The organism is Leifsonia sp. GW821-FHT13C05, assembly GCF_058806515.1.
In genome coordinates, this window is record NZ_JBXAPT010000001.1 from 841543 (window position 1) to 852658 (window position 11116).

Annotated in this window: 10 protein-coding genes; 4 read left to right on the plus strand and 6 right to left on the minus strand. The window is 69.6% G+C overall.

All coding sequences use genetic code 11. From position 1 onward, the window contains the following. Positions 1 to 231 carry an RNA-binding protein gene (locus AC1ROC_RS04100; RefSeq protein ID WP_055893072.1) on the minus strand — a complete coding sequence of 77 codons (231 nt, stop codon included), beginning with the start codon at positions 229 to 231 and terminating at the stop codon, positions 1 to 3. A gap of 4 nt (positions 232 to 235) precedes the next feature. After that, positions 236 to 721, minus strand: coding sequence for a 30S ribosomal protein S16 (rpsP, locus tag AC1ROC_RS04105; protein ID WP_085368586.1), 486 nt, complete (start codon positions 719 to 721; stop codon positions 236 to 238). A 182-nt stretch (positions 722 to 903) separates the two neighbouring features. Here rpsP and AC1ROC_RS04110 point away from each other — a divergent pair, with 182 nt between their 5' ends. The 3 genes from AC1ROC_RS04110 to AC1ROC_RS04120 all read left to right on the plus strand — a co-directional run bounded on the left by AC1ROC_RS04110 (position 904) and on the right by AC1ROC_RS04120 (position 3540). Then, on the plus strand, positions 904 to 2043 hold the full coding sequence (locus AC1ROC_RS04110) for a glutamate--cysteine ligase (protein WP_168689271.1): 1140 nt from the start codon (positions 904 to 906) through the stop codon (positions 2041 to 2043). Between the two features lie 71 nt (positions 2044 to 2114). Beyond that, on the plus strand, positions 2115 to 2843 hold the full coding sequence (locus AC1ROC_RS04115) for an SGNH/GDSL hydrolase family protein (RefSeq protein WP_492998267.1): 729 nt from the start codon (positions 2115 to 2117) through the stop codon (positions 2841 to 2843). Between the two features lie 94 nt (positions 2844 to 2937). Beyond that, positions 2938 to 3540, plus strand: a complete 603-nt coding sequence (locus tag AC1ROC_RS04120; protein ID WP_492998268.1) for an SGNH/GDSL hydrolase family protein — start codon at positions 2938 to 2940, stop codon at positions 3538 to 3540. Positions 3541 to 3646: 106 nt separating this feature from the next. Here AC1ROC_RS04120 and ffh read toward each other — a convergent pair whose 3' ends face one another. Genes ffh through ftsY form a run of 3 tightly spaced genes read right to left on the minus strand, consistent with a single transcriptional unit; the run spans position 3647 to position 6638 of the window. Then, the gene (gene ffh / locus AC1ROC_RS04125) at positions 3647 to 5218 is read right to left on the minus strand and encodes a signal recognition particle protein (protein ID WP_168689270.1); all 1572 of its coding nucleotides are present in this window, start codon (positions 5216 to 5218) and stop codon (positions 3647 to 3649) included. Between the two features lie 33 nt (positions 5219 to 5251). Further along, the gene (locus AC1ROC_RS04130; protein ID WP_085368590.1) at positions 5252 to 5752 is read right to left on the minus strand and encodes a DUF2004 domain-containing protein; all 501 of its coding nucleotides are present in this window, start codon (positions 5750 to 5752) and stop codon (positions 5252 to 5254) included. 10 nt (positions 5753 to 5762) lie between these two features. After that, positions 5763 to 6638, minus strand: coding sequence for a signal recognition particle-docking protein FtsY (gene ftsY, locus AC1ROC_RS04135; protein ID WP_085368591.1), 876 nt, complete (start codon positions 6636 to 6638; stop codon positions 5763 to 5765). 30 nt (positions 6639 to 6668) lie between these two features. On the opposite strand from ftsY, the gene AC1ROC_RS04140 reads away from it, so the two are divergent. Further along, positions 6669 to 7484 carry a CHAD domain-containing protein gene (locus AC1ROC_RS04140; RefSeq protein WP_492998271.1) on the plus strand — a complete coding sequence of 272 codons (816 nt, stop codon included), beginning with the start codon at positions 6669 to 6671 and terminating at the stop codon, positions 7482 to 7484. 4 nt (positions 7485 to 7488) lie between these two features. On the opposite strand, the gene smc is transcribed toward AC1ROC_RS04140, so the two are convergent. After that, complete coding sequence (smc, locus tag AC1ROC_RS04145) at positions 7489 to 11064, minus strand: chromosome segregation protein SMC (RefSeq protein ID WP_492998274.1); 3576 nt, start codon at positions 11062 to 11064, stop codon at positions 7489 to 7491. Positions 11065 to 11116: the final 52 nt, after the last annotated feature.

Genomic DNA, 11116 nt, shown 5'->3' on the forward strand with positions numbered 1-11116 from the left:
TCAGTCGTCGACGACGTCGACGCGAACGCGCCGGCCGTCGGCCAGTGCACCGACCAGCGTCCGCAGCGCCTTGGCGGTGCGGCCGGACCGGCCGATGACCCTGCCGAGGTCCTCGGGGTTCACACGAACCTCGAGGACCTCGCCACGGGGCGAACTCTTTGCAACGACGTGCACGTCGTCCGGGTGATCCACGATCCCCTTGACGAGGTGCGCGAGTGCGGGTGCGAGCAAGGTGTTACGCCTTCTCGCCGTCGGCGGCAGCCTCGGTGATTTCCTCGGCCTCGGCGACGACCTCGGCCTCAGCGGCCTCCTCGGCCTCGACCTCTGCCTCGACGACGGCCTCGGCCTCTGCTGCGACAGCAGCGGGCTTCTCCGCCTTCGGCTTGAGGACCGGCTTTTTCTTCTCGTCGGCCTGGAACTCGACCTTGGCTTCCTTGACCTTGACGGTGCTGGTGGCGTTCTTGTCGCCCTTGAACTGGCCCCAGTCTCCGGTGAGCTTGAGGAGTGCGAGGACCTGCTCGGTCGGCTGGGCGCCGACGCTCAGCCAGTACTGCGCGCGCTCGGAGTTGACCTCGATGACCGAGGGGTCCTCGGTCGGGTGGTACAGACCGATCTCCTCGATGACACGGCCGTCGCGCTTGGTGCGCGAGTCGGCGACGACGATGCGGTAGTACGGTGCGCGGATCTTGCCGAGGCGCTTCAGACGGATCTTGACAGACACAAATTCTCCTGTGTGTATGAGTGACGTGACGAACTGTCTGCCGTGAGCGTGGGGGCACACTCGGCAGGAGGTCTATGGTGTTCCACCGCACCTGATTAGAGGGTCGGGTACGAGGGAACTCAACTAGCTATTCTGTCAGATACCGCCGCCCTTTGAACAATCGAATGATCAGGACGCCCACTATGCAGATCGAATTCTCGGAATCCGAGCGTTCCACCGTCGGAATCGAGTGGGAGCTGGCGCTGGTCGACTCGTCGACGGGAGACCTCGTGCAGATCGCCGAGGAGGTGCTCAAGGAGCTCTCCGGGCCGGACGGCGAAGAGCACCCGCAGATCACCCACGAACTGCTGATGAACACCGTCGAGCTGGTCAGCCGGGTGCACCGCACTGTCCCGGATGCGGTCGACGACCTCCAGGGGCTGATCGGGCTCGTCCGCGAGGTCATCGACCCGCTCGGCGTCGAGCTGATGTGCGCTGGAACGCATCCGTTCGCCCAGTGGTTCGACCAGAAGGTCACGCCGAACGAGCGCTACGACCGCCTGCTCGACCGCACGCAGTGGTGGGGGCGCCAGATGATGATCTGGGGCATCCACGTGCACGTCGGCATCGACGACAGGGAGAAGGCGCTGCCGATCGTCAACGGTCTGCTCACCTACTATCCGCACCTGCAGGCGCTCAGCGCATCCAGTCCGTTCTGGGCGGGGGCGAACACGGGATACGCCTCCAACAGGGCGCTGATGTTCCAGCAGCTGCCGACGGCGGGGCTGCCCTGGCAGTTCGGCAGCTGGGCGAACTACGAGGAGTACGTGCAGGATCTGGTGACGACCGGCGTCGTGACCGACCACAGCGAGGTGCGCTGGGACATCCGGCCATCACCGAAGTGGGGAACGGTCGAGATGCGCGCCTGCGACGGGATGTCGACGGCGGACGAGGTCGGCGCCGTCGCCGCGATCATCCACTGCCTCACCGACCGGATGTCCGGCCAGCTGGACGACGGAGAGGAGCCGGTCACGCTGCAGCCCTGGTTCGTCAGGGAGAACAAGTGGCGCGCCGCCCGCTACGGCCTGGATGCGGAGATCATCACCGCACCGGACGGCAGCGAACGGCTGGTGTCGGACGCGCTGCGCGACCTGATCGTCGACCTCTCCCCCACGGCGGAACGTCTCGGCTGCCTGGCCGAGCTGGAGACGGTCGACGTGATCCTGTCGAAGGGCGCGAGCTACCAGCGGCAGCTGAGGGTGGCAGAGGCGAACGGCGGCAGCCTGCAGGCGGTCGTCAGCTCGCTCACGCACGAGCTGCGCGACGGACTCGACAGGAGCTGACCCTGCCGCTGCTGCCCCGCCCGCTGCCCCGCTCAGCATCCTCTGCGAACCGGCAACGTATGCTTTCTGCTGTGCTCGCCCGACCGATAACCCGAATCGCCGCCGCCGCCATCGCCGCCATCGTCCTCACCGTGACCGCAGGATGCACCGCCTTCGCCGGCGGAGCCACCGTCACGGGAGAGCCGACGCCGGCCCCGACGTCGCAGGCGTCCTCCGACGCGCCCGTGCGCGCCGCCGCCATCGGAGACTCGATCGCGATCGGCAACGGCGTCCCCTCCGACGACGCCTGGCCGTTCCTCGTCGCCGACCAGTTCGGCTGGACGCTCAACGACTTCGCCGACAGCGCATCCGGCTTCATCGCGCCGGGACTCAACACGCACACCTACGAGGCGCAGGTGACCCAGGCGATCGCGCTGCGGCCGCAGGTCGTGCTCGTCGCCGCCACCCGCAACGACACGCTCGGCTCGACCATCGAGCTCAAGCAGACGGCGACGGCACAGCTGCAGAGGCTGCGCACCGCCCTCCCGGACGCGGTCATCATCGGGGTCGGCCCGATCTGGGGTGCCGGCACCCCGACCCCGGCGACGCCGGTGGTCGCGAGCATCGTCCGCAGCGCCGTGCCGGCGGTCGACGGCACCTGGGTGGATGTCGGCCAGCCGTTCCAGAACCGCGCCGATCTGGTGCAGAAGGACAACGTGCATCCCACGACGGAGGGGCAGCAGTTGCTCGCTGGACTGATCGCGGACAAGATCGCGGCGGCCAGGGTCACGACGAAGTCCGCGAACGCCTCGTCGCGCTGATTCGCGGCCACCGGATGCGGTCCGCGGCCGCCCGCCGATCGAACCTTCTGAAACACACAGCTTTCACGCAGCTTCCGCCCCTTACTCTCGCTCCGTGCGCTTGTCTACCCGTGGCCTCCGAGTGGCCCTTCTCGCCGCCGCCACGGCTGCCGCCGTCGTCCTCACCGGATGCACGGCCGCCGCACCGCAGGAACCCGTCGCCGGACAGCGCTCGGCCGCGGCGCCCCAGGTCGCGGAGCGTCCCGTCGCCGTCGCGATCGGCGACTCCATCGCGTTCGGCAAGGGCATCCAGCAAGACCAGGCCTGGCCCGCCCTCGTCGCGAAGGTGCACGACTGGCGGCTCACCGACCTCGCCGTCTCCGGCTCCGGCTTCCTGCACCCCGGCTGGAACGGCACGACCTTCCAGCAGCAGGTCGACCAGGCCGTCGCGCTGAAGCCGTCGTACATCCTGATCGCCGCGACCAGGAACGACCGGCTGGAAGACCCGGCGGCGCTCGCTCAGAAGAGCACGGAACTGGTGGGAGCGCTCCGCTCCGCGTTCCCGCGCGCGCACATCATCGGCGTCACCGCCATCTGGGGCTCCGACCAGCCGCCAGCGACCATCACGATGGTCGACGACGCGTTCCGCTCCGCCGTGGAGGACGTGGACGGCACGTTCGTCGACATCGGCTTCCCGCTCGTCGGCCACCCGGAGTGACTGCAGGCGGACGGCATCCACCCGAACCCGGCCGGTCAGGAGATCGTCGCGAAGGCGATCGAGACCAAGCTCGCGCCGAAGTCCCTCGCGCTGTAGCGCTCGCGCCCTAGCGGCCGAGGAACTTCTGCAGCGAGGCCAGCTCTTCCTCGGATGGGCCACCCTGCTTGCCGGCGCCCGCGCCGCCACCGAGGCCGAAGCCCGAGCCGCCCTGCGCGCCGGTCGACGGCTTCGCGCCGGAGCTGAGCGCTGCGTTCTCCGCCGCGCGCTTGGCCGGGTTGCCGGAGCGCGAGCCCTTCTTCTTGGGCTGCTGCTTGGCCTTGCCGCCGTAGCTGGCGCCCGGGATCGGACCCATGCCCGGCACATTCGGCACGCCGCCCTTGGCGACGGTCTTCATCATCTTGGCGGCCTGCTCGAACCGGTTGACGAGCTGGTTCACCTCGGTCACTGTGGAGCCCGAGCCCTTCGCGATGCGCAGGCGGCGCGAGCCGTTCAGCAGCTTCGGCGTGGTGCGCTCCGCCTTGGTCATCGACTGGATGATCGCCTCGGTGCGCACGATCTCCTTCTCGTCGAAGTTGTCGAGCTGCTGCTTCATGGCGCCGGCTCCCGGCAGCATGCCCATCATCTTCTTGATGGATCCCATGTTGCGCAGCTGCTGCATCTGCTTGAGGAAGTCGTCGAGCGTGAAGCTGTCCGTCGCGAACTTCTCGGCGACCTTGCGCGCCTCCTCCTCGTCGAAGGCCTCCTGGGCCTGCTCGATGAGGGTGAGGATGTCGCCGAGGTCGAGGATGCGCGACGCCATGCGGTCGGGGTGGAACGGCTCGAAGTCGTCCAGCCCCTCACCGGTGGAGGCGAAGATGATCGGGCGTCCGGTGACGGACGCGACGGAGAGGGCCGCGCCACCGCGGGCGTCGCCGTCGAGCTTGGACAGCACGACACCGGTGAAGTCGACGCCGTCCTGGAACGCTTTGGCCGTGGCCACCGCATCCTGACCGATCATGGCGTCGATCACGAACAGCACTTCATCCGGGTCGACGGCCTTGCGGATGTCCGACGCCTGCTTCATCAGCTCGGCGTCGACGCCGAGGCGTCCGGCGGTGTCGACGATGACCGTGTCGTACTGCTTGGTCTCCGCGAACTTCAGGGCGTCCTTCGCGACGCGCACCGGGTTGCCGACGCCGTTGCCCGGCTCGGGGGCGTAGACCGGGACCCCCGCCTGCTCTCCGACGATCTGCAGCTGGGTGACGGCGTTCGGGCGCTGGAGGTCGGCCGCGACGAGCACGGGCGTGTGCCCGTCCTTCACGAGCCACTTCGCGAGCTTGCCGGCGAGCGTGGTCTTACCTGCGCCCTGGAGGCCGGCGAGCATGATGACGGTCGGCGGCTTCTTCGCGAACTGCAGCCTGCGCTGCTGGCCGCCGAGGATCTCGACGAGCTCCTCGTTGACGATCTGCACCACCTGCTGAGCCGGGTTGAGGGCCTTGTTGACCTCGTCGCTCAGGGCGCGCTCGCGCACCTTGCCGGTGAACTCCTTGACGACGGGGAGCGCGACGTCGGCGTCGAGCAGGGCGCGACGGATCTCGCGCACGGTGCCGTCGACGTCGGCCGGAGAGAGCTTGCCCTTGGTGCGAAGGTTCTTGAAGGTATCTGCCAGGCGGTCAGACAGCGATCCGAAAGTAGCCATGATCCAACCAGTTTACCGGGCGGATGCTGTGCGTCAGGATTGCGTGTCGACCGCGACCACGTCGCCCCGGATGTCGAACGACACGGTGAGCAGCGCATCCGTCTCGTCCGGGCTGATCGAGTAGTCGAACGTGGCGAAGACCTCCTCCTCGTCGGAGTGGTCTGGCTGCAGCAGGATGCGCAGCAGCTGCAGGGAGCGCAGCACGTCGACGGCGATGTCGCCCGAGTTGTGGACGAGCAGGTCGAGCAGCGTCTCCCCCAGCTTCTCGACGTGCTCGTCGATGTATGCCACGGTGGCGGACTGGCGCGAGCTCAGCTCGGCGATCAGCGCATCCCGTGCCCGGGCGTCGAACCCGTCGATGGCCTGGATGAGCGCGGCGGCGGAATCCAGGGCGAACTCGGTCACCGCGGATTCGTCGTCGGCCAGCAGGTCGACCTCGACCACCTGCTCGGAGAGGTCGGCGGAGTCGTTCCAGGCGAGCCCACCGGATGCGGTCTCGTCGATGATGCCGAAGTAGTCGTGTTCGATGGCCATGCCCGCGCCCCTAGCCGACCAGCTGCTGAGCGAAGACGTGCGCGGTGAAACCGGTGAGGTCGTTGATGCCCTCGCCCTGGCCGACGAGCTTGATCGGGATGCCCGTCTTCTCCTGCACGGCGAGCACGAAGCCGCCCTTGGCCGAGCCGTCGAGCTTCGTGAGCACGAGCCCGGTGACCCCGGCGTGCTCGATGAACGCCTCCGCCTGGGCGAGCCCGTTCTGACCGGTGGTCGCGTCGAGCACCAGCAGCACCTCGGCGATGGGAGCCTGCTTCTCCACCACCCTCTTGATCTTGGACAGCTCGTCCATCAGGCCGCCCTTGGTCTGCAGCCGCCCTGCCGTGTCGATGATCACGATCTCCGTGCCGTCGTTCTTGGCCTTCTCGACGGTCTGGAACGCGACGGACGCCGGATCCTGGCCCTGCTGCTGCGGGCGGACGATCTCCACCCCTGCGCGCTGTGCCCAGGTGGCGAGCTGCTCGACGGCCGCCGCACGGAACGTGTCCGCCGCGCCGACGACGACGGTGCGGTCGTAGGTGCGCAGGAACTTGGCGAACTTGCCGATGGTGGTGGTCTTGCCGACGCCGTTGACGCCGACGACCAGCACGACGGCCGGGCGGTCGCTCAGCTTGAGCGTGGTGTCGAGCTTGGAGAGGCGCTCTTCGAGGCTCTCGCGGAGCATCCGCTGCAGGTCGGCCGGATCGGTGGTGTGGTAGCGGTCGACCTTGGCGCGCAGGTCGTCGACGATCGCCTCGGTCACATCCGGTCCGAAATCGGCGGTGATGAGCGCCGTCTCGAGGTCGTCCCAGGTGGTGTCGTCGATCGTCTTCTTCGCGAACATGCCGCGGAGCGCGCCGGACAAAGACCAGGGGGTGCGTTCTGCCATAGCTCCCAGCGTAGTTGTTAGCGTGTGACCATGTTCTCTCTCGTGGCGGTGTCGGCGGAGCTCGCCGAGCAGCTGGTGGCGATCGAGACCGGCGGGGACGACGCCGTGCACCAGGCGCGCACCAGGGTGCGCAGGCTGCGGAGCATCCTCGGGGTGTATCGGCGCGCGTTCGAGAAGGACGACGCGAAGCGGCTGCGACGGCGGCTCAGAGTGCTGGGCACGCGGCTGGGCGTGGTGCGCGATCTGGAGGTTCTGGCCGACGCGCTCGATGGGCTGGCGGCCGATCCTGGGCTCGACACACCGACGATGGATGCGGTCGTCGCCTTCGCCGCGGACGCCCGCTCCGCCCACGCCGCCGCCGTCACGCGCCTTGTCTCCGAGTTGAGCGGCAGGAGCGACCGCCGTCTCGTCGCCGACACCGTCTCGTTCGCGGCCGCCCCTCCGCTCAGCAGCCGCGGAGCCGACCATCCGAGGAAGACGGCCAGGAAAGGGCTGCGCCGCGCCGCCCGCCGGGTGACCGCGCCGGCGGACGCCTCGCTGGAGGCCAAGCACACGACCAGGAAGGCCGCCCGGCGCCTGCGCTACGCGGCAGAGGCCATCGCCGACCTGTTCGGCCGGGACGCCGTGCGGCTGGCAGCGGCCGCGGAGGCGCTGCAGGACGCGCTCGGCGACCACCGGGATCTGGTGCTGCTCGCCGCCCACCTGCGGCAGAAGGCGGAGGACGCCGACCTGTCGCCCGCTGCGGCGGCCGGGGTGGAGCGTCTCGCCTCAGCCTGCCAGCAGCGCGCCGACGAGAGACTGGCCGGGCTCGACGACCTCGTGGCCGGCGTGGCGGACGCGCTCTGATCCGCTAGGAGGCCTGCTCCTGCGCCACGCGCTGGCCGACCACCGCGGAGACGCCGTCCTGGCGCATCGAGACGCCGTAGAGGGCGTCCGCGATCTCCATCGTGCGCTTCTGGTGGGTGATGACGATGAGCTGGCTCGACTCGCGGAGGTCTTCGAAGATCGCCAGCAGGCGGCCCAGGTTGGCGTCGTCGAGGGCGGCCTCGACCTCGTCCATGATGTAGAACGGGCTGGGGCGCGCCTTGAAGATCGCGATCAGCAGTGCGACGGCCGCGAGCGAGCGCTCACCGCCGGAGAGCAGCGACAGCCGCTCGATCTTCTTGCCTGCCGGCTTCACGGACACCTCGATGCCGGTGGTGAGCAGGTTCTCCGGGTCCGTCAGCGAGATGCTTCCCGTTCCTCCCGGGAAGAGGATGGGGAAGACGTAGCCGAACGCCTCCTTGGTGTCCTCGAAGGCCGACTCGAAGATGGTCTGCATCTTCTCGTCGATGTCCTCGATGATCGTCAGCAGGTCTGTGCGCGTCTTGGTGAGGTCGGTCAGCTGCTCGGTGAGGAACTTGTGCCGCTGTTCGAGGGCGGCGAACTCTTCCAGCGCGAGCGGGTTGACGCGGCCGAGCTGCGCCAGCTTCCGGTCGGCGGCGGCGAGGCGCTTCTGCTGCTGCTCGCGGTTGAAGGGGACTGTCTCGCGCTCGACGTCGTCGTGCTGACCCGCTTCGCTGTTCTCGTCATGCTCCTCCGCCGCATCCGGTGTGGGCGCGTCGACCGGGATGGGCACCTCCGGGCCGTACTCGGCCACCAGCACGTCCTCGACCAGGCCGAGTTCGCTGCCGGCACGTTCGAGCAGGCTCGACAGGTGCAGCTTCTTCTCGTAGATCTGCAGTTCGAGGCCGTGCACACTCTCGGTGATGACCTGCAGGCGATCGCGCACCGCGTTCTCCTCGCGGCGCAGCGTGGCAAGCTCGTCGTTCTGGCTCGACCGCTTCGCCTCGGCGGCGGCCAGCTCCACCCGCGCCTGCGCGACGGACCGGTCGACGGAGTCGAGCACGGCGGGAAGCGCCTTGATGACGCCGGTGGCCGCATCCACTTGGCGGCGGCGGATGACGGCGCGGCGGGCGGCCTCCTCGGCGGCGGCACGCTCGGCGTCCAGCTGCCGGGCGAGCGCCTCTCCCCTGGCCTGCTCGGCACGCACGCGCTCCTTGGCCGTCTCGACGGAGAGCCGGGATTCGACCTCCGCCTCCCTGGCGGCCTCCAGCTCGGCGGAGAGCGCATCCCGTGCGGTCACGTCGAGGATCGGGCGCGGGCGGGACCTCGCCGTCTCCAGCTCCGACTTCGCCTTGTCCGCGGCGGCCTCGGCCTCCGCGACGCGTTCCGCGGCGAGGGACAGTGCTGTGCTCAGGCGGTCGAACTCGGCCTGCGACGCCTCCAGCTGCACCTTGAGCCTGTTGAGCTGCTCGGTCTGCGCCGCCAGCTTCGCGTCGAACTCGCGGAGGGAGGCGAGCGCGGCCTGCGACTGCTCCTTCGCCACCTGCAGCACGCCGCGCTGTTCGGCGAGGGCGAACTTCGCCCTGTCGATCAGGGAGGTGACCTCTCCCAGCCGGTCCGCTGCCGCATCCCGGTCGGCGATCAGCTCGATGCGGCTCTGCTTCGCGCCGGAGCCGCCGCGCAGCACGTAGTCGGTGAGCACGTCTCCGGACTTCGTGATGATCGTCACCGGGCCGCCGAGCTTCCGCTTCGCAAAGGCTGCGGACGCCGCCCGGGCGGCATGCAGGTCGTCGGCGATGGCCGTGAACGCCAGGATGCCGAGCACGCCGTCCGGGGCCTCGACCACCGAGCGCGCGGCGACGACGCCCGCGACACCGGACAGATCGACCTCGGACGCGGACGCGTCGGCGATGATGACCTCCACCCGCCCCAGGTCGTCGGAGGACGCCTGGGCGACCGCGTCGAACGCGCTCGCCCTGTCGTCGGCGAGCACCGCATCCGCCAGCGAACCGAGAGCTGCGGCGATCGACGCCTCGAACCCGGGATGCACGCGGATGTGCTCGGCGACCAGCCCGCGCACGCCGGGCAGCCGGGCCGCGACCAGGGCGGCCGAGCCGTCCTTCTGGTCGAGAGCGGACGACAGCGCGCTGGTGCGCGCCGCGAGGGCGTCGCGCTCGCGCTCCAGGGTGTGCAGCTCCTCGCGGAGGCGCTCGATCTCGCCCTCCGCCTCGAAGACATCGGCCTGTGCCAGCTCGTACGCCTCGTCCAGGTTGCCCTCGCCGACGTCGGCCGTCGCCGCCTCCGCCTCGCGGGCGGCGAACTCGGCGCGCGCCTTCTCCCGGCGGTCGGTGGCGGCATCCAGGGCGTTCTGCTGGCGCAGCACCTCTCCACGCACGGCGGCGAGTCGCTGCGCCGCCGCGTCGGCCTGGCCGGTCAGCTTGGACAGTTCGAGGTCGTGGCGGGAGACGAGGGCGCTCTGGGCGGCGATCTCGTCGTCGACGGCGTCGAGCCTGCCGCGGGCGGACCGGGTGGCGGCCTGCGCGGCGGTCCACGCGGCCTCCGCCTCGGTGACCACGGTGCGGAGCCTGTCGACCTCGTCGCGCGCATCCTGGACCATCTGCTGGCTGACGCTCGGGCCGGCATCCGGGGCGTCGGCCTGGCTGCCGAGCAGCGCGAGCCGCTGGTTGGCCATCGTGTAGAGGTTGCGGAGGCGCTCCTGCACGGACTCGAGGCCGAACGCGGTGCGCCGGGCGATGTCGACCTCGTCGCCGACCTGCGCCTGTTCGAGCCGTGCGACCCTCAGCTGCTTCTGCTCCAGTTGCTCCTGCAGCACGATCCGCTCGCTGTGCCGCTCGGACTCCGTGCGGCCGTGGTCGTCGAGCGCCGTGCGCAGCGCCACCACGTCGTCGGCCAGGATGCGCGCCCTGGCGTCGCGAACGACGGCCGCGATCGACTGCGCCTCCCTGGCGATCTCCGCCTGGTGGCCGAGCGGCTTCAGCTGCCGCCTGATCTCCCCGGCGAGATCGCTCAGCCTGGTGAGGTTGGTCTGCATCGCCTCCAGCTTGCGGAGGGTCTTCTCCTTGCGCCGCCGGTGCTTCAGGATGCCGGCGGCCTCCTCGATGAAGCCGCGCCGGTCCTCCGGGCTGGCGTGCAGCACCGCATCCAGTTGCCCCTGGCCGACGATGACGTGCATCTCGCGGCCGAGTCCGGAGTCGCTGAGCAGCTCCTGCACGTCGAGCAGGCGGCAGGCCGAGCCGTTGATCGCGTACTCGCTTCCGCCGTTGCGGAACAGTGTGCGCGAGATGGTCACCTCGGAGTACTCGATGGGGAGTGCGCCGTCGGAGTTGTCGATGGTGAGGGTGACCTCTGCGCGGCCGAGCGGGCCGCGGGTGGAGGTCCCGGCGAAGATGACGTCCTCCATCTTGCCGCCGCGGAGCGTCTTCGCGCCCTGCTCCCCCATCACCCAGGCGAGCGCATCCACCACGTTGGACTTGCCGGAGCCGTTCGGCCCGACCACGCAGGTGACGCCCTGCTCGAACGCGAACGTCGTCGGCTGCGCGAACGACTTGAACCCCTTGAGCGTCAGGCTCTTCAGATACACCCGCCGCTCCTCGCTCTCGTCCGTCTACCGCGCCGTCGCCCCAAATTTACCC

Excerpts from the sequence above, each read along its gene's own strand:
- AC1ROC_RS04110 (WP_168689271.1), top strand. The coding sequence starts at position 904 with ATGCAGATCGAATTCTCGGAATCCGAGCGTTCCACCGTCGGAATCGAG.
- ffh (WP_168689270.1), bottom strand. The coding sequence starts at position 5,218 with ATGGCTACTTTCGGATCGCTGTCTGACCGCCTGGCAGATACCTTCAAG.
- AC1ROC_RS04130 (WP_085368590.1), bottom strand. The coding sequence starts at position 5,752 with ATGGCCATCGAACACGACTACTTCGGCATCATCGACGAGACCGCATCC.
- ftsY (WP_085368591.1), bottom strand. The coding sequence starts at position 6,638 with ATGGCAGAACGCACCCCCTGGTCTTTGTCCGGCGCGCTCCGCGGCATG.
- AC1ROC_RS04140 (WP_492998271.1), top strand. The coding sequence starts at position 6,669 with ATGTTCTCTCTCGTGGCGGTGTCGGCGGAGCTCGCCGAGCAGCTGGTG.